We start from the raw sequence: 20,265 nt of genomic DNA on the forward strand, positions 1-20,265 counted from the left end.
ACGTTTTCTCTAGCATCGACATTGAGTGGCGCCAATGCGCCACTGTTTAAAAAGGAAATTACCATGAAATACGGCTATTTCGATAACGACAATCGCGAATACGTCATTACTCGTCCCGATGTTCCTGCACCTTGGACCAACTACCTCGGCACGGAAAAATTCTGCACCGTCATCTCCCATAATGCGGGGGGCTACTCGTTCTATCACTCACCCGAGTACAACCGTGTGACCAAGTTCCGTCCGAACTTCACACAAGATCGTCCCGGGCATTACATCTATTTGCGCGATGATGAAACCGGTGATTTCTGGTCGGTCTCTTGGCAGCCCGTTGCCAAAAACCTTGACGATGCCCATTACGAAGTGCGCCATGGTTTGTCCTACTCCAAATTCCGTTGTGATTACAACGGCATTGTGGCCACGAAAACGTTGTTCGTACCGAAAGGCGAAGATGCGCAGGTGTGGGATGTTGAAATTGAAAACACCTCCGATCAACCACGCACGATCAGCGCATTCGGCTATGTTGAGTTCTCGTTCAGCCACATCGCCTCAGACAACCAGAACCACCAGATGTCACTCTACTCTGCGGGCACCGAATACAACAATGGCGTTCTGGAATACGACCTGTACTACAACACTGATGATTTCCTCGGATTCTACTATCTGACCGCCACGTTTGATGCGGATAGTTACGACGGTCAGCGTGATGCGTTTCTCGGCATGTACCGCGACGAAGCCAACCCGATTGCCGTTGCTAACGGTCGCTGCTCGAACAGCGCGCAAACCTGCTACAACCACTGTGGCGCCCTGCACAAACAGTTTGTGCTGCAACCGGGTGAAAAAGTCCGCTTTGCCGTGATTCTGGGAGTCGGTAAAGGCAACGGGGAGAAACTACGAGCGAAGTATCAAGACCTCAGCCAAGTCGATGCCGCTTTTGCGGGCATCAAACAGCATTGGGACGAACGCTGCGCGAAATTCCAAGTGCGTTCTCCCAACCAAGGTTTGGACACCATGATCAACGCTTGGACTCTGTATCAAGCCGAAACCTGCGTGGTGTGGTCACGCTTTGCCTCGTTCATTGAAGTCGGTGGCCGCACAGGCTTGGGTTATCGCGACACGGCGCAAGATGCGATCTCCGTCCCGCACACCAACCCCGCCATGACCCGTAAACGTCTGGTGGATCTGTTGCGTGGGCAAGTGAAAGCGGGCTACGGTCTACACTTGTTTGATCCAGATTGGTTCGATCCAGAAAAAGCCGATGTCAAACCGTCGAAATCACCGACGGTGGCCCCCACCCCATCGGATGAAGACAAGATCCACGGCATCAAAGACACCTGCTCGGATGACCACCTGTGGATCGTGCCGACCATTCTCAACTTCGTCAAAGAGACGGGGGATCTGAGCTTTATTGATGAAGTGATCCCTTATGCTGACGGCGGCGATGCGACCGTGTACCAACACATGATGGCAGCCTTGGATTTCTCTGCGGAATACGTGGGTCAAACCGGTATTTGTAAAGGCTTACGCGCCGACTGGAACGACTGCCTCAACCTTGGCGGCGGCGAGTCTGCCATGGTGTCCTTCCTGCATTTCTGGGCGTTGGAAGCGTTCTTGGAACTGGCACGTCATCGTCAAGATGCGGCAGCCATCGACAAATACCAGGCGATGGCCAACGGTGTGCGCGAAGCATGTGAAACCCATTTGTGGGATGACAATGGCGGCTGGTACATTCGCGGCCTGACCAAAGATGGCGACAAAATCGGCACGTTTGAGCAACAGGAAGGCAAGGTTCACCTTGAGTCCAATACGCTGGCCGTCTTGTCTGGCGCCGTCTCGCAGCAGCGCGGCGAAAAAGCCATGGATGCCGTGTATGAGTATCTGTTCTCCCCATACGGTTTACACCTCAACGCCCCCTCGTTTGCAACGCCCAACGATGACATCGGTTTTGTCACCCGCGTCTACCAAGGCGTGAAAGAAAACGGTGCGATTTTCTCGCATCCGAACCCGTGGGCATGGGTCGCCGAAGCCAAACTGGGACGCGGTGATCGCGCGATGGAATTCTACGATTCGCTCAACCCATACAACCAGAACGACATCATTGAAACGCGCGTGGCAGAGCCATATTCCTACGTGCAATTCATCATGGGTCGCGACCACCAAGATCACGGCCGTGCAAACCACCCTTGGCTCACCGGTACATCGGGCTGGGCCTACTACGCGACCACCAACTTCATTTTGGGAGTGCGTACCGGATTTGACACCTTGACCGTGGATCCATGTATTCCTGCCGCTTGGTCGGGCTTTGAGGTCACGCGCGAGTGGCGCGGTGCGACGTATCACATCTCAGTCCAAAACCCGAATGGCGTCAGCAAAGGCGTGCAATCGATTCTGGTCAACGGTGAAGCGGTCGATGCCATTAATGCCCAACCGGCAGGCAGCGAAAATCAAGTCACGGTGATTTTAGGTTAATCCGATTTCGGGTGCCGCCCAGCGGCACCCTCGTAAGGAGACATAGCATGATTCAATTTGGTACGGGTGGTTGGCGCGCCTTTATCGGCGAAGAGTTTACTAAAGACAACGTTCGTCTGGTCGCACAAGCCGTGGCCAACATCATCAACCACGAGCAAGTGGCCGACAGCGGATTCGTGATCGGTTATGACCGCCGTTTTCTGTCAGACAAAGCAGGCCGTTGGTTTGCCGAGGTCTTGGCAGGCAACCACATCACCGTCAGCTTCATTGATAAGTTTGTGCCTACGCCGGTGGTGATGTATAAGGCCAAAGCGATGAACTGCGCCTATTCTGCGTGCATCACCGCCTCACATAACCCGGCAGACTACAACGGGATCAAAGTCTTCATTCAAGGTGGACGCGACGCCGATGAAGTGATCACCCACAAGATCGAGCAGCAAGTTAGCACACTGACTGCTTCCGATGTCCGCAGCGAAGACTTTGATCAAGCGGTCGCCAACGGTCGCATTCAAGTGATCAACCCAATGAATGAGTTTGTCGATTCGATCATCGACTTTATCGACATTGAAGCGATTAAACGCGCCAACCTGCGTGTGTTGATCGATCCGATGTTTGGCGTGGCGAAAAACGCGCTGCAAACCGTCTTGATCAGTGGCCGCTGTGACGTCGACGTGATCAACGATGGCAAAAACCCAGATTTCGGTGGCTTGATGCCTTCACCCAACGCTGCAACACTGTATCGCCTGCAACACTTGGTCAAAGATGAAGGCTACGACATTGGTATTGGCACTGATGGCGATGCCGATCGTTTGGGGATCATTGACGAAAAAGGTCACTTCATTCATCCCAATGAAGTGCTGTTGCTGCTCTACTACTACCTACTCGAATACAAAGGCTGGAAAGGCTCAGTGGTGCGTAATATCGCGACCACGCATCTGCTAGATAAAGTCGCCGCCGACCATGGCGAAAAGAGCTTTGAGGTTCCGGTAGGCTTTAAGCACATCAGCTCCCAAATGGAGGCCGACGACTCACTGATCGGCGGCGAGAGTTCCGGCGGTCTGACCATTCGTGGTCACATTAAAGGCAAAGATGGCGTATTCGCATCGAGCCTATTGGTGGAAATGATCAGTGTGACGGGGAAAAAGCTGTCTGAGTTGCTGAGCGAAATCTACAACCGCTATGGCTATGCATACACTGCCGAAGGGGATTGTAAATTTAAGCCCGCGCAGAAAGCAGAACTCTACTCGAAACTCTACGTGGAAAAACAGTTGCCTGAATTTGAATTTGAGGTTGAAAAAGTCAGCTACGAAGATGGGGCGAAAGTCTATTTCCGTAACGGCGGCTGGGTGATTGCGCGCTTCTCCGGCACCGAACCTCTGCTGCGTATCTTTGCTGAAATGCACGACAAAGACACCGCAGAACGAGTTTTACAGCAAATGAAACAATTTCTGTCCTTGTAATCCAGCGCTGTAAAAAACCAAAGCCCGGTCTGTCCACCGGGCTTTTTTTGTCTTATGCAAAGGCCAATACGCCTTGTGTATCAATGTTCACAGCCACGGTTTGTCCCACAGACAAACCTTGCGATGAGGTCGCCAATAACGTGGAACCATGTGCATCAATCACATAGCGACAATGATCGCCCATAAATTGCTGCTCGAGTACCACAACGCTACTCTCGGCATCAGCGCGAATCATGACCTGTTGGGGACGCAGTAGCAGCTCACATTCACTGCCCAGCGCAATACTTTGCTGCGCCTGCGCGTCCACCACACCGAGCGGCGTTTGATAACGCTGTTCATCCATACGTGTCGCAGGCAGGTAACTGCCGCCACCTAGAAAATCAGCAACAAACTTGCTCGACGGACGATAATACAACGCCGACGCGGTGCCGTATTGCTCGATGACCCCATGATTCATCACCGCCATTTTGTCGGCAAAGGCAAACGCCTCTTCTCGCGAGTGAGTGACAAAAATCGCCGTCACCCCCTGCTTTTTGAAGATCTTACGAATCTCGGCAATCAGGTCATGGCGCACCTGAGTGTCAATATTGGAAAATGGTTCATCCAGCAGCAGCAGATCGGGCTTATAGGCCAATGAACGTGCGATTGCCACACGTTGCTGCTGTCCGCCCGAAAGTTGGTGCGGATAACGGTCACCATAACCACTTAAATGCACTAACTCCAACATCTGTTGAACTTGCAACTGACGCGCCGTTGTCGACATGTGGCGCAAACCAAAAGCGATATTGTCCGCCACGGTCAAGTGGGGGAACAGCGCATAGTCTTGGAAGATCATCCCGATGTTGCGTTGCTCGGGTGGCAGCCAATGCTCGCCATCGTCAATCGTAACGCCATTGAGACTCATGATGCCCGACGACAAGGGCAACAACCCCGCGATCGCTTTCAGTAAGGTCGTTTTTCCGCAACCACTGGCCCCCAACAAACACACAATCTCACCCTGTTCGACATTCAGCGACAGTGATTCCAGGACCGTTTGCGTCTCGTACTGACAAGTCAGATGTTGAATCGATAATGCACAGCTCATCAGTGGGTTTGCTCCAGAGAACGGTTAACAACAACAAGAGGGATCAGACCGACCAGCACCAGTAACACAGCAGGCAATGCCGCCAATTCCAAATGCTCATCGGAGGCATAATTGTACACGTAGGTGGCCAAGGTTTCGAAGTTGAACGGGCGCAGTAACAGCGCAGCATTGAGCTCTTTCATCGACTCAATGAACACCAACAGACCCGCAATCAGCGCGCCGCGCCGCACCAACGGTAAATGCACTCGCCACAACATGCCATTGGCTTGGCAGCCCATTGTCCGCGCCGCCATGTCCAGCGACGGCGAAATGCGGTTTAAACTGCTTTCAATGCTACCAATGGCCACCGCCGAAAAACGCACAATCAGCGCAAAAATAATGGCAAACATGGTCCCGGAGAAAATCAATCCCGGCCGGCCCCAATGCATCGCTTTGGCTACATCGTTGACCGCATGATCGAGCGTTAACACTGGCACCATCACGCCAATGGCAAGCACAGTTCCCGGCACTGCATAGCCCATGGACGACAGGCGCATCAGCGCAATGCTGGGGCGATTTTGTTTCAGCCGCGCGTAGAAATTCACCACCAATGCCACACTCACAGCAATCACCGCAGCACTCAGCGAAACTTGCAGGCTGTTCCACGCGTATTCACGGAACTCTGCCGTCCAACTCTGCTCAAAGTAGGTATAGGCGTAGCTGAGCAGTTGTAGTAGCGGAAAGATAAAGGCCACGCACACCAGTCCCCAGCACCACAACAATGCCGCCCATTTTTTCCACCCCTGCAAGGTGTAACGAAAATCTTCATGGCTATTGAATTGGCTTTGATAGAGCTTTTGCCGGCGGCGACTGTAGCGCTCGGCGCTGAGGAGCAGCAGTACAATCACCAACATCACCGCTGAAATTTTGGCCGCGGCGGTTAAATTGGAATAATTCATCCAGGTGTCATATACCGCCGTGGTTAGCGTGTTCACGGCGAAGTAGCTCACCGTGCCGAAATCGCCCACGGTTTCCATCGCCACCAGCGATAAAGCAACCGCCATCGATGGACGAACTAATGGCAGCGAGATACGACGAAAGCTTTCCCATGGTGAGCATTTCAGCAAACGTGCCGACTGCAACAGCGACACATTCTGCTCCATGAACGAAGCGCGGCACATCAGATACACGTAGGGATATAAGACCAACGCCAGCACCATACTGGCACCGCCCAAAGAGCGAATATCCGGAAAGTAATACTCGCCCGCCATCCAGCCCGTTTGTTCACGTAGCCAAACCTGAATCGGCCCCGCGTAATCAAACCACCCGGTAAAGATATAACCGACGATATAACCGGGAATGGCGAGCGGCAGCACCAGCGCCCATTGCAGCATTTTTTCGCCCGGCAGACGACACATCGCCATCAACCAAGCACTGGGAATACCAAACACCAGCGAAAGCGCCATCACGCTCAACGTGAGAAGGACGGTGTTCAGCGCATAGGTGGGCATCACGGTCGACATCAGATGCGCAAAGACATCATCTGTTTGACCGATGGCGGTAAAGAAGATCGCTAAGATCGGCAAAACCAGCAGGGTTGCCAAAGCCACACTACTGGTTTTCCATAGAAGATGTTTTTCTTTCATTGCCTAGAAACTGTCAGGCGGTATAAGGCATAAATGCATCTGCAAATACATCTCATATCCCTTTAATAAATCAGGGGTATAGTTATACCCCTAGACTCATTTACAGGTCAAATTTGACTTCGTCCAACAGCTTGATCGCTGCGGCGTGATTGTCGGCAATTTTCTCGAGCGGCAAAGCGTCAGACTTAAACTCGCCCCAAGATGCCACCAGTTTTGAGCGCTCAACGCCAGGTTTCACTGGATACTCAAAGTTCACGTCGGCATACATGTGCTGCGCGGTCTCACCGGTCAAAAACTCCATCAACTTCACCGCGTTGTCACGGTTCGGTGCGTATTTGGCCATGGCCATACCGCTCACGTTGACGTGGGTGCCTTGCACTTGTTGACCCGGGAAGTTGATGAACACCGATTCAGCCCACGTTTTCTGCTCTTTGTCTTCTAGCATTTTGCCAAGGTAGTAGCTGTTGCCCAGCGACAAATCACACAGGCCTTCTTTGATGGCGCGAACTTGGTCGCGATCGTTGCCTTGCGGTTTACGCGCCAAGTTCGCTTTTACCCCTTGCAACCACGTTTTGGTTTCCGCTTCACCGTGATTTGCGATCATCGCCGCCACCAGCGCAATGTTGTAAGGGTGTTTTCCGCTACGCGTACAGATCTTGCCTTTGTATTGTGGATTCGCCAGATCAAGATAATCGAAATCGTCACCCAGTTTGCCTACGCGGTCACGTGATGAGTAAACGCTGCGCGTACGAATGGTCAAAGCGAACCACTCTTCACTACTGTCACGGTATTGCGCCGGAATGTTTTCGTCGATCACCGCACTCTTGACCGGCTGGGTTAAGCCTTTATCCGACAGTTCAAACAGACGGCTGAATTCTGAAGTCAAAATGACATCGGCGGGGCTGTATTCCCCTTCTTGAGCCAATTTTTCTGCAATGCCTTCTTTAGCAAACTTCACGTTGACCTGAATTCCGGTCTCTTGCGTGAACTCTTTAAACATCGGTTCAATCAGGAAAGGTTGACGGTAAGAGTACACATTGACTTCGTCAGCCGCCATCACTGAAGGGGCCATCACGCAGCCTGCGAGTGCCGATAGAGCCAGCAGTTTTTTCATGGTTCAAGTCCTTTAATATTGCTAATGATAACACTTATCAATTGCGTAAATTATATTGACCGAGCCTAATAAAACAATCAGCAAAAATAAAAAACCTGCCACATAGGGCAGGTTTTTAGCAAAGGTTTTGTAACGAATTATTACTTCACTGTCACAAACTCAGGGTAAGACTCTACACCGCAGTCGTGCATGTCCATACCGGTCATCTCTTCTTCTTCAGAGACACGGATACCCATCGTCGCTTTCAGGATGCCCCACACAATCAGGCTTGCAATGAAGACCCAAGCAAAGATCACCACCGAACCGAGCAACTGAGCACCGAACGTCGTATCTGCATTGCTCAGAGGCACAACCATCAGGCCAAAGAAACCACACACACCGTGAACCGAGATAGCGCCCACTGGATCATCGATTTTCAATTTATCCAGCGCCACAATCGCGAACACCACAATCACACCTGCAACCGCACCGATTGCCACCGAGTATAGTGGTGATGGTGACAGCGGATCCGCTGTAATCGCAACAAGGCCTGCCAACGCACCGTTCAGCACCATCGTTAGGTCAGCTTTGCCCCACGTGGTTTTACATACCAGCAGCGCAGCAATCGCACCGGCAGCAGGCGCCGCGTTGGTGTTGAGGAACACTTTACCGACAGCGGTCGCGTTTTCAAAGTCAGACACCATCAATTGAGAGCCGCCGTTGAAGCCGAACCAACCTAACCACAGGATGAATGTACCCAACGTCGCCAGTGGCATGTTGGAACCTGGAATCGGGTAAACTTCGCCGTTTTTGCCATATTTCCCTTTACGTGCACCCAGCAATAGAACCCCTGCCAGCGCCGCAGCTGCACCCGCCATGTGAACGATACCTGAACCCGCGAAGTCGCTGAAACCAGCCGCAGACAGGAAGCCGCCGCCCCAAGTCCAGTACCCTTCAATGGTGTAGATGAAGGTTGTAAACACGACCGCGAAAATCAGGAAAGCCCACAGTTTCATACGCTCTGCAACGGCGCCCGAGACCACAGACATGGACGTGGCTACAAACACCACTTGGAAGAAGAAATCCGACTCGAGAGAGTGGTCCGCGCCATCTGCTTGGCTACCAATCAAGGCACCAAAAGATGGTAACCAACCCGCTTCGGCATTATCAACATACATGATGTTGTAGCCGACCACGAGGTAAGTGGTACAAGCAATCGCGTACAGTACAAAGTTTTTAGTCAGAATTTCCGTGGTGTTTTTTGAACGCACGAGGCCAGCTTCCAGCATGGCAAATCCTGCCGCCATCCACATGACCAATGCGCCCGAAATGAGGAAAAAGAATGTATCCAGTGCGTAGCGTAACTCCGCTACCGTAACTGACAGTTCCATAATAGTCGTCTCCAGTCCTTTGAATCTTAAAGTGCTTCCGCGTCCATTTCGCCAGTGCGAATACGAACTGCGTGGCTCAAGTCGTAAACAAAAATTTTGCCATCGCCAATCTTGCCCGTGTGTGCGGCTTTGATGATCGCTTCTAGCACACGATCGACATTGTCCGCTTGTGTGGCGATTTCGATTTTCACCTTCGGTAGAAAGTCCACTTGGTACTCTGCACCGCGGTAAAGTTCGGTATGACCTTTCTGACGGCCAAAGCCTTTGACTTCTGATACGGTCATCCCTTCGATGCCGACATCGGCCAGGGCTTCACGAACATCGTCAAGTTTGAATGGTTTGATGATTGCGTTAATGAGTTTCATCGCGTCCTCTCTGAAGCTGTAGTCCATTTACAGTTCTATTAATCCAAGGTGCGTGCCAACTTTTTAACTGATTGATAAATAATAACTTAGTGAGATTTCGCTTCAAAAAACAAAAAGGGTTGCACATTTATTGTGCAACCCTTTCCCAAAAATAAGGCGACTTTTGCTTTCTTCACCACATGGGTGCAGCTTGACGAGAGGCCAACTCAGTAACCGGCGAGGAAATCCTGCCATTGCATCAACAGCGACTCAAAATCTTCTAGGCCGCACTGCGCCACACTCTCACTGTCATAAAGTTCAAATTCACTTTCTAACTCAATATCATGGCCATAGTTCAGCGCGTTATCCTGCACCGTCACTTCGTCCCCACAAATCATCAGTGAGATTTCACGCCCCGGGTATGACCACTCTTGTGCAGGACATTGGTGCGCTTTTTCCAACAGCCCCAACACATGCTCGATTTTTGTGCGGTCTTGCGCGATTTCTTCTTGCAGCCAGCGAGCCACAATCTGATGCTCCATACTGCAGGTGACGTAATACTCGCCCAGCAGCGTATTTTTGGTGAATTCAAATTCCATCGATGATGACCGATTAATGACGATGGCGCGAGTATAGCGCTAGCGAAACCGAATGACGAGCCTCAATCCGGCACAAAAAAAGGCCGCTGCAAGCAGCGACCTTCAATCGTCATTTCATCCGTAATTAAGCGGGTTCTTGGAAAATCACGGTATCCGCTTTCTTGGTGTAATCACTCATGCGGTGGAAGTTCAGGTAACGGTAGGTATCAGCTGCCGTCGCGTCGATCTGTTTCGCGTATTCCAGATACTCTTGCAACGTTGGAATGCGGCCGAGAATCGCGCCCACAGCCGACAGCTCTGCCGATGCCAAGTACACATTCGCCCCGGTGCCCAAACGGTTCGGGAAGTTACGTGTTGACGTCGACATCACCGTCGCTTTATCTGCCACGCGTGCTTGGTTACCCATACACAGTGAACATCCCGGCGTTTCAATGCGCACACCCGAGCGGCCAAAGATGCCGTAGTAGCCTTCTTCCGTCAGTTGATCGCGGTCCATCTTGGTTGGCGGTGCCACCCATAGACGCGTTTCTAGCTGGCCGTTGAATTTATCCAGCAGTTTACCTGCAGCGCGGAAGTGGCCGATGTTGGTCATGCACGAACCGATGAACACTTCATCAATCGGCGTGCCTTGAACTTCAGACAGCGGACGCGCGTCATCTGGGTCGTTTGGCGCACAAAGAATCGGTTCTTTGATGTCGGCCAAGTCGATTTCGATCACGTGTGCATATTCTGCGTCTTTGTCCGCTTCCATCAGATCTGGCGTCGCCAACCATGCTTCCATCGCTTTAATGCGACGTTCGATCGTGCGGCGATCACCGTAACCTTCTGCGATCATCCATTTCAGCATGGTGATGTTCGAGTTCAGGTATTCGGCGATAGATTCTTGCGACAGTTTAACCGTACAACCGGCCGCTGAACGCTCTGCTGATGCATCCGACAGTTCGAATGCCTGTTCAACCGTCAGGTGTTCAACCCCTTCGATTTCCAGCACGCGGCCAGAGAATTCGTTGATCTTACCGGCTTTTTCAACCGTCAGCAGGCCTTGTTTGATGCCGTAGTAAGGAATCGCATGCACCAAGTCACGCAGCGTGATCCCCGGTTGCATCTCCCCTTTGAAACGCACCAGAATGGACTCCGGCATATCGAGCGGCATAACGCCCGTTGCAGCAGCAAAAGCCACCAGGCCAGAACCGGCTGGGAATGAAATCCCCAGTGGGAAACGCGTATGCGAGTCACCACCCGTACCCACCGTATCCGGCAGCAGCATGCGGTTCAGCCATGAGTGAATCACACCGTCGCCTGGGCGCAGTGACACGCCGCCGCGGTTCATGATGAAGTCTGGGAGTGTGTGGTGCGTTTGCACGTCAACGGGTTTTGGATAAGCCGAAGTGTGACAGAACGACTGCATCACCAGATCCGCAGAGAAGCCGAGACAGGCCAAATCTTTCAGCTCGTCACGCGTCATTGGACCGGTGGTATCCTGAGAACCCACGGTGGTCATCTTCGGCTCACAGTATGTGCCAGGACGAATCCCTTCGACGCCACACGCTTTGCCGACCATTTTCTGTGCCAGCGTGAAGCCTTTGCCACTGTCTGCGACAGGAACTGGGCGACGGAACACGGTGGATGCTTCCAGATTGAGTGCTTGACGCGCTTTGTCTGTCAAACCACGGCCCACAATCAGAGGAATACGGCCACCCGCGCGGACTTCGTCGATCAGCACGTCGGTTTTCAGCTTGAATGTCGCCAAGACTTCACCAGTGTCGTGGTTGCACACTTTGCCTTCGTATGGGTAAACATCAATCACGTCACCCATGTTCAGTTTTGACACGTCCACTTCGATTGGCAGGGCGCCCGCATCTTCCATGGTATTGAAGAAGATCGGTGCAATCTTACCGCCCAGCACATAACCGCCAGCGCGTTTGTTCGGGACGTTTGGAATGTCATCGCCCATGAACCACAATACTGAGTTGGTCGCCGACTTACGTGAAGAACCCGTACCGACAACATCACCGACGTAAACCAGTTGGTGACCTTTTTCTTTCAGTGCTTCAATTTGGTTAATTGGACCAATTTGTCCCGGCGCATCCGGCACGATGCCGTCGCGTTCGTTTTTCAGCATCGCGAGCGCGTGCACAGGAATATCCGGACGTGACCATGCATCGGGTGCTGGTGACAAATCATCCGTGTTGGTTTCACCCGTCACTTTAAAGACGGTCAATGTAATTTTTTCAGCCAGTGCAGGCTTTGACAGGAACCATTCTGCTTCCGCCCAAGATTCCAGCACCTGTTTGGCGAACGCGTTGCCCGCTTTGGCTTTTTCTTCGACGTCGTAGAACGCATCAAACATCAGCAGTGTATGCGACAACGCGGTGGCTGCGATGGGTGCCAATTGGGCGTCATCCAGCAGCGATACCAGCGGTTCGATGTTGTAACCACCTTGCATGGTGCCGAGCAAAGTCGCCGCTTTTTCGCGACTAACCAGCGGAGATGACACATCGCCTTTCGTGATTGCGGTGAGAAAGCCTGCTTTTACATACGCAGCTTCGTCAACGCCTGGAGGAATACGGTTCTCAAGCAGATCAAGAAGAACATCTTCTTCACCTTGCGGGGGATTTTTGAGTAACTCAACAAGTCCAGCGACTTGCTCAGCGTCTAGGGGTTTAGGTACAACTCCTTCAGCAGCACGCTCTTCGACGTGTTTACGGTAGGCTTCAAGCACGACTTTTTCCTCTCATTGCGGTTCACCCAATTATTATAAAAATGTGAGTGAACATCCTTGGAAACTTGGCTCTCCGTTGCCCATGTTTTCATTCAAATTTGACTGAGAAACAGCGCCCTAGAGGCCAAACTGTGGGCGTCAGGATAGCAAAATTAACGATAAATTAAAATCTCATCATTTTGACCAACATAGCAACTTAAGACGAAAGTTATAGGAAATCATGTTCACAATTTCCGTTCTTCAGCTATTTGAACGTGGTGCCGATGATCAGATAAATCGAATCGTATTTCTGCTCTGTGCGTCCGTAACCGAACATGATTGGACCGATTGGAGAGTCCACGCCGGTAAATACTGATCCCGCAGCGTACAACGGCGCGGTATCAATTCTTAAATCAGGATCAGACCAAACGCCACCGTACTCGATCGAAGCACCGAGATAGACTGGTGACGTAAACAGGCCAAAATCATTGTCAAACCAACGGTAGCGATAGATCAGGTTCGCGTACGCTTTGTTTTGGCCAATCAAGCTGTTGCGGGAGATTCCCGACAAGTTGAGAAAACCACCGATGGTTTTCGGATCGATCGGCTGAATCGAATTTTTGCTCTTCACGATGCCGTAATCAATGTTGCCGACCAAAGTATGACGATTTAGGAAGCTGTAAGCCGTGATCACCTTCGCGGAGAGCTCATAAACCGTATCCGACGCATCGTCGGCCACGCCACTTTCTTTCATGGAGACGTCATCGTGCGAGATGAGGTACTCCAAATCGATGTACACCCCGTTGTTCGGCAAGCTGAAATCATCCAACGAGTCGATCCGGTAGTTCAGGAACACCCCCTGGCGCGTGAATTCCATATCAGCAAAATCAGGTAGCGTGGAGTACTTCGCCGAGCCATCAGAATAGCGTCCGCCGACTTTAAACTCTTGCCACAACTTGGCTTGGTAGCCCAGCGCCGCTTCCGCCATGAAGGTCTGATAGGTCACAGGGAAATAGTTGCGGCTCGCCGACAGCGTGGTGTCTTCAAAGCCCGTGACCGGCACGCTACGGTTTTCATCGGTATAGCGCAAGGTGGCAGTATAAAACGCCTTTTGTCCTGAGCGCACGGGTGAATAGAGCTCCGCTTCCAGCAACTTATCGGTGCCAATGTTCAGGTTGACCGCAAGCTCGGCACCGTGTGAGTTGATGTCGGTAAAATTGAGTGAGCCACCAATCGAGTATTGGCTGTCGGTATTGAAATCATCTTCGAGGAAGAAGCGAAAATTGAGGTAATTGGGACCCCATGATTTCTCATGAACATCAATGACCAGATTGTTTTCGCCATCTTTTTCTTCGTATTGGTAACTCACCAACTTGAAGCGATCCAGCGCATACAAATCCTGAACGCTCGATTCAATTTGTTCGGTCGAGAGCTTTTCTCCCGCCTCCAGATTAAGGCGGTTTTGCAACAACACATCACTGTAGTGGGATTGGTTATTGATGACGACATGATCGACGGTGATGGTATCGCCGTATTTCAGTTGGCGACGCAAGGTTTCTTTGTGATCGATATAATGCTGATAATCGGCACTGGTTAACGACAGCCTCTTGAGGTGATCCGATTGCTCCATCGCAGATTGATAGCCTTTCACAAACGCATCCGGCATCTTATCGAACTCAGTGGTTTCCATCAGGCCCACTTGCGGACGCAGTAGCACATCATCTTCAGTCAGCGTTTCCGCTTGCAGTTCGGTACTGCGGCGCACCAGGTAGTTCGACAGTTGGTCGGCAACGGTGAGAAAGTTCGTGAACGCTTCCTGACTTTTGTAATCGGTACTGATATCGACCGCGATCACCACATCCGCACCCATTTGACGCGCCACATCGACCGGCATGTTGTTGGTCACGCCGCCATCAACCAGCCAGCGGCCATCGATTTCATACGGCGGTAATGCGCCCGGCACCGACATACTCGCCATCATCGCATCGACCAAGTAGCCTTTGTCGAGCACCACCGGTTCCAGTTTGATGATGTCGGTGGCGACCGCGCGAAACGGCACCACTAAATCATCAAACGATTGAAACGGCATGAGATTACCCGAGGTTTCACGCAGAATACGCAGCATGTTCTGCCCCTGCACCACACCACGCGGCGCGTAGACCCCATCCAAACGCACACCGAGATCGGTGGTCAGCTGGTAGCGGTCTTCATATTCTTTGTCGCGCACGCGGCGCTGACTGCGGTTCACGCGGTCGCGGTAGCCGGTATTCCAATCCACGCTGTAAATGAAGCTTTCGATTTCATCGGCGCTCATCCCAGTGGCATAAAGCCCTGCGACATACGCGCCCATGCTGGTACCGATCACGATATCCACCGGCACATGCATCTCTTCCAGTGCTTTGAGCACCCCCATGTGCGCAGCGCCCTTTGCGCCACCACCGGCCAACACTAACGCGATTTTCGGTCGAGGATGTCCCAACACCAAAGCCTCAGAAGGCGCTTGTGCCGATACCATCGCAGGCCAGATCAGAGCTGGAATACACAATATGCTGAACAGCCAACGGGTCACAGTATGTCCTTCATTACTTTACAATCGCGCTACTTTTATCATCAAAACACTATAAACGGGCTCAATCACCACTCAAAGAGTTTTTTCAACCACTCTGTGGGGCGGTTCTCACACTGTTTTTTCCAACTGCCGGACACATCCCACACTGGCAGTTTGAAATCGTTGTTGCAATCAAGCTCCAAGCCGCCGTCACGTGAAGGAGAGAAACCCACAGTGGTGATGCCTTGCGGCCACGGCAACACCAGCTTTTCCGGAATGCGGTAGCGCAGGTAATCAGCATAGACGCGCAGCGCGCCGCTGGCGCCGGTTAATTTGGTCGGTTGGTTATCGTCTCTTCCCAGCCAAATCGTGGTCACTTCGCGGCCATCCACGCCAACAAACCAACTGTCGCGACTATCATTACTGGTGCCGGTTTTCCCCGCCAGTGCTGCCCACGCAAATTGGTTGTTGAGGTAACGCCCCGTGCCTTCCATCACGCCGCGCTTCATCGCGTACGTCGTTAGCCATGCCGCTTGTTGATCGACCGCTTGGGACACTTTCGGGATCGATTGATACAGCACATTGCCTTGCAAATCGAGCACACTGCGCAGTGCCGACAACGGCGCTTTCTTGCCAGAGTTCGTCACGGTTTGGAACATTTGCGCCACTTGATATGGCGTCAAAGAGAACGCCCCGAGGAACATCGAAGGCACCGGACGAATTTCATTACGATTCACGCCCAGTTTCTCCAGCGTCTTCGACACATTTTCAATGCCCAGTTGCATGCCCAATTGCACGGTCGGCACGTTGAGCGATTTGGCCAGCGCGATGTATAACGGCACTTCACCTCGGAACTGGCGATCAAAGTTGCGCGGGCTCCACACGGTGCCTTCGCTGCCTTGCAGGGAAATCGGCTTGTCCATCAAGGTGGTCGCCAAATTGTATTTTTCCGGCTGCGCCAGTGCGGTCAAATACACCGCGGGTTTCACCAATGAACCAATCGGACGACTGGCATTGAGCGCGCGGTTAAAACCGTCGTATCCGGTGCGTTTACCGCCCACCATGGCACGAATTTCACCGCTATTGCGATCCACCGCAATCGCTGCCGCTTCCAACTCTTTGCCAGCGGTGCGCGCCAAAATCGGCACCTGATTTTCAACCGCGGCTTCGAGCTTGGCTTGCGATACCGGGTCGAGCGACGTAAACACACGCAGCCCGGTATCGGATTTAAACACATCACCGAGTTTTTGCTTGAGTTCAATCGACAACTGCTGGAAGTACGCTGGCTGACGGCTGGCAATGCGCGCATGCTTTTGCACATCCAACGGACGCGTCACCGCTTGCTCATACTGTTTGGCGGTCAGAATATCTTGGTCCATCATCAGCTTAAGCACCAAATCACGACGCTCTTTGGCACGTTCAGGGAAACGCATCGGGTTGTAGTAGGACGGGCCTTTCACCATACCAACTAATAACGCGAGCTGGTCAATACGCAATTCTTGCAGCGGCTGGCCAAAGTAGAGGCGCGACGCCAAGCCAAAACCGTGCACGGCTTCTTTACCGTTTTGGCCCAGATATACTTCGTTGAGGTAGGCTTCCAGAATGCGATCTTTGCTGTAGCGATAATCGATGATCAGCGCCATATAGGCTTCACGCAATTTACGCCACAAGGTGCGATCGCTGGATAAGAAAATGTTTTTCGCCAACTGCTGAGTCAACGTACTGCCGCCCTGCACGGTGCGGCCCGCTTTGACGTTGGCCACCATCGCACGTGCGATCGCCATCGGTGACACACCATCATGCTGATAGAAGTTGCGATCTTCGGTGGTGAGCAGCGCATCGATCATCACTTCCGGGAACTGTTCACGGCGCAGGAACAAGCGCTGCTCCTGCATGTCTTTTTCTAGCATGCCTAGCATTTTCGGCTCAATGCGCAAGTAGCCAAGATCACCCCGTTTTTCCAGTGACTGAATGCGGGTCAACCCACTGTCATCAAACATGAGCATCACATGGCGATCCGGCTCCGGCCCATCGGCGAACTCAAACGGACGACGAATCAGTTCGATGCGAGTTGACGAAGCCGAGTATTCACCGGCATAGCGCGGCTGACTCACTTTGCGATAATTGAGCACATCCAGCTCATTACGCATCTGTTTGATGCTGATGTCACTGCCCGGTTCGAGGGTCAGAATTCGAGCGTACACCACGGTCGGCAGATCAAACAGTTGCCCTTCAAAGCGCTGCTTGATCATGCTGTCGAGATAGATACCGGTAAACACCAGCACCGCGGCCAGCGCCAGACCAACCTTCCAGCCCAAGCTCCACAAACGCTTTAACCACGTGCGTGAACGGGTGGGTTTGGCTGACGGGGATTTACGCGGCGTACGTTTTTTGGCCGGTGTACGTTTCTTTGGGGATTCGCTTTTCTTGGTCATGAATTCAGTTGTCGCTTGGTTTTGGTCGTCGCACTGTGATTGGCAGGATCATCCGGCCACACGTGTTTTGGGTAACGCCCTTTCATTTCTTTTTGCACGTCTTTGTACGCACCGCGCCAGAAGCCCGCTAAATCGCGGGTTACTTGCAGCGGACGCTGAGCGGGAGAGAGCAACTCCATCACAATCGCCTTGGTACCTTTGGCAATCAAGGGCGTGCTTTTCTCACCGAACACTTCCTGCATGCGCACCGACAGCACCGGTTCCATACCGAGCTGATAGCGAATACGCTTGGAGGTGCCGGTCGGCAAAGCGTGATGCGTGGGCAGCCACTCGTCAAGTTGTTGGCTTAATGGCCAGCCTAAACGGGTGATCAAGGCGTCCATCAGCGGCACTTTATTTAATTCTTTCACCGAACTGATACCGGCTAAATACGGTTCTAGCCAATCAGACAGCTGGTGGCGCAGCGCTTCGTCATCCATATCAGGCCAGTTTTCCTCAGGCAACCATTCGGCCGCACAACGTACCCGTGTCAGCCAGTCGAGACTGGCCTGAGTCCAATTTAATACCGAAAGGCCTTTACGCTCGACATAGTTGAGCAAAGCTTGCGTCATTTTTTGTTGATTTGGCGCCGGCAAGGCCTGACGACGAATCACCAGTTGTCCGCATCGCCACTGCATTTCGGCCACCAAACGGCCCGCTTTCTCATCCCAATCCACCCGCTCTTGCTCGCTAAATAAGTGAGGGCACTGCTGTTCCAGTTGAACCATATCCAACGCTAAGGCCGAAAAGATTTGGCTCGATTGCTGATGACCGCGCATTAAATCCAGTGCAATCAGCGCATCGCTGCCCGCCAGCGGCTGATCATCGGCCACAAACGCGCCGTGACCATTGGCCAGCAAGAATTGACCGTGTTGACCGCGTTGCTGCGCGATACGATCGGGAAACGCTAAACACGCCACCACAGCCAGCAGCGTGCTGTCGACGCGGCGCAGATCAAACCCGTCATCGAGCTTATGCGCCAATGCTGTGGCGCGTTGAGCCATCGGGCGCGCCTTCGAATGTTTGCCCTGTTGCCAACGGTGCAGACTGTGCTGCACATCCAGTACCTGACGTTCGGGCTCTTCCAGCAGCGCGGCCAGCGCCAATGCACTTTGCAGGTGCACCGGGCCAAGTTGCTGCGCGGTCAGTAGCATCGCCGCAATCCGAGGCTCCACACCCAAATGGTGCGCAGCTTTGCCTTGAGCCGTCAGTTGCATTCGCTCATCCATCAGCCCCAGCGTATGCAGCAAACGGCGAGCCTGAGCCATCGCGACAGCGGGCGGCACATCCAGCCACTGTAAATCCGTTGCTTCTTGTGCGCCCCATTGCGCCAGTTCCAACGCCAATGGGGCTAAATCGCTTTGCACAATCTCCGCCACTGGCACCACCGGTTGCTGTTTGAGCTGCGCTTCACTGTACAAACGCACACACACGCCCGGCGCAAGGCGTCCGGCTCGGCCAGTACGTTGCTCGGCTGACGATTGCGCAATTCGTACCTGTTCCAAACGCGTAATCCCGGTTTTCAAATCAAATCGCGCGCGGCGCTCTAACCCGCTGTCGAGCACGATGCGAATGCCTTCAATGGTCAAGGACGTTTCAGCGATGTTGGTCGCCAACACCACTTTGCGCCGCCCGTTTGGTGTCGGCGCAATGGCTTTTTGCTGCTCAGCAAAATTCAACTGCCCAAACAGCGGACACACATCGATATCGTCTGCTAAATCGCCTAAAGCCTGAGTCAACTGAGTGATACTGGCCGCGCCCGGTAAGAAAGCCAGCAGTGAACCATTTTCCTGCGCGAGTAGCTGACGAATCTGCTTTTCCATGCTCGCCACCAGCGGCTCACCTTGTTTCAGCGCCTGATAGCGCACCGCCACCGGATAACTGCGACCGTGAGATTCGACGTAAGTCGCCATCGGCAACAACGTTTGCAATGCGTCTTGCTCTAAAGTCGCCGACATGACGATGATTTTGAGATCGTCGCGCAGCGCCGCCTGCACTTCTAAGCTAAACGCCAATGCGGTGTCGGCGTGAATGCTACGCTCGTGAAATTCATCGAAAATCAACGCATCGATGCCATTGAGTTCCGGATCGTGTTGAATCATGCGAGTCATGATCCCTTCGGTCACAATCTCCAGCCGCGTATTGGCGCTCACGCGTGTTTCACCGCGCACGCGATACCCCACCGTGTCCCCCACACTTTCGCCGAGTTGCTGCGCCAGATAACGCGCGATGTTGCGTGCCGCCAAACGCCGCGGTTCCAGCATCACGATCTTGCCCTCCACGAGGTTGGCGTTGAGGAGCGCTAACGGGAAATGGGTCGACTTACCGGCACCGGGGGCGGCTTTGAGGATCACCTGAGGGGAGCGCTGAATCCCAGCAAGTAGCTCGGGAATCACAGCTTCGATGGGCAATTGTGACAAGACGATATCCTTGTGTTTAAATGGCGCCGGTATTGTACATAAAAACAGTAATCAAAGCGA

At 52.8% G+C, this 20,265-nt stretch carries 12 protein-coding genes; 2 read left to right on the top strand and 10 right to left on the bottom strand.

The annotated features are described in order from the left end of the window. Positions 1–63: 63 nt before the first annotated feature. Both ACS18Q_RS12195 and ACS18Q_RS12200 read left to right on the top strand, forming a co-directional pair. Positions 64–2,466, top strand: coding sequence for a GH36-type glycosyl hydrolase domain-containing protein (locus ACS18Q_RS12195; protein ID WP_441257121.1), 2,403 nt, complete (start codon positions 64–66; stop codon positions 2,464–2,466). 47 nt (positions 2,467–2,513) lie between these two features. Beyond that, on the top strand, positions 2,514–3,926 hold the full coding sequence (locus ACS18Q_RS12200; RefSeq protein ID WP_441257122.1) for a phosphoglucomutase/phosphomannomutase family protein: 1,413 nt from the start codon (positions 2,514–2,516) through the stop codon (positions 3,924–3,926). Positions 3,927–3,978: 52 nt separating this feature from the next. Here the strand turns inward: ACS18Q_RS12200 and ACS18Q_RS12205 are convergent, their stop codons facing one another. The 10 genes from ACS18Q_RS12205 to hrpB all read right to left on the bottom strand — a co-directional run bounded on the left by ACS18Q_RS12205 (position 3,979) and on the right by hrpB (position 20,205). Beyond that, positions 3,979–5,010, bottom strand: a complete 1,032-nt coding sequence (locus ACS18Q_RS12205) for an ABC transporter ATP-binding protein (protein ID WP_158140214.1) — start codon at positions 5,008–5,010, stop codon at positions 3,979–3,981. Continuing rightward, the gene (locus ACS18Q_RS12210; RefSeq protein WP_038152687.1) at positions 5,010–6,635 is read right to left on the bottom strand and encodes an ABC transporter permease; all 1,626 of its coding nucleotides are present in this window, start codon (positions 6,633–6,635) and stop codon (positions 5,010–5,012) included. The genes ACS18Q_RS12205 and ACS18Q_RS12210 overlap by 1 nt, the downstream gene beginning before the upstream one ends. A gap of 100 nt (positions 6,636–6,735) precedes the next feature. After that, entirely contained in the window at positions 6,736–7,749 is a 1,014-nt protein-coding gene (locus ACS18Q_RS12215) for a Fe(3+) ABC transporter substrate-binding protein (protein ID WP_014204475.1), read from the bottom strand. Between the two features lie 140 nt (positions 7,750–7,889). Continuing rightward, on the bottom strand, positions 7,890–9,119 hold the full coding sequence (locus ACS18Q_RS12220; protein ID WP_004729025.1) for an ammonium transporter: 1,230 nt from the start codon (positions 9,117–9,119) through the stop codon (positions 7,890–7,892). A 26-nt stretch (positions 9,120–9,145) separates the two neighbouring features. Beyond that, positions 9,146–9,484: a P-II family nitrogen regulator gene (locus ACS18Q_RS12225; protein WP_004729026.1), complete on the bottom strand. Its 339-nt coding sequence runs from the start codon at positions 9,482–9,484 to the stop codon at positions 9,146–9,148. 206 nt (positions 9,485–9,690) lie between these two features. Continuing rightward, on the bottom strand, positions 9,691–10,062 hold the full coding sequence (locus ACS18Q_RS12230) for a YacL family protein (RefSeq protein WP_143680357.1): 372 nt from the start codon (positions 10,060–10,062) through the stop codon (positions 9,691–9,693). Positions 10,063–10,186: 124 nt separating this feature from the next. Further along, positions 10,187–12,784, bottom strand: a complete 2,598-nt coding sequence (gene acnB, locus ACS18Q_RS12235; RefSeq protein ID WP_014204474.1) for a bifunctional aconitate hydratase 2/2-methylisocitrate dehydratase — start codon at positions 12,782–12,784, stop codon at positions 10,187–10,189. Positions 12,785–13,028: 244 nt separating this feature from the next. Further along, a complete protein-coding gene (locus tag ACS18Q_RS12240) occupies positions 13,029–15,278 on the bottom strand; it encodes a patatin-like phospholipase family protein (protein WP_394625048.1) in 2,250 nt (749 codons plus the stop codon). Between the two features lie 119 nt (positions 15,279–15,397). Then, positions 15,398–17,746 (bottom strand): penicillin-binding protein 1B, encoded by a 2,349-nt coding sequence (mrcB, locus tag ACS18Q_RS12245; protein WP_143680355.1) that lies wholly within the window; start codon positions 17,744–17,746, stop codon positions 15,398–15,400. Further along, positions 17,743–20,205, bottom strand: coding sequence for an ATP-dependent helicase HrpB (hrpB, locus tag ACS18Q_RS12250; protein ID WP_441257123.1), 2,463 nt, complete (start codon positions 20,203–20,205; stop codon positions 17,743–17,745). The genes mrcB and hrpB overlap by 4 nt, the downstream gene beginning before the upstream one ends. Positions 20,206–20,265: the final 60 nt, after the last annotated feature.

It is taken from the genome of Vibrio sp. Vf1514 (assembly GCF_052076135.1).
Classification (GTDB): Bacteria; Pseudomonadota; Gammaproteobacteria; order Enterobacterales; family Vibrionaceae; genus Vibrio; species Vibrio furnissii.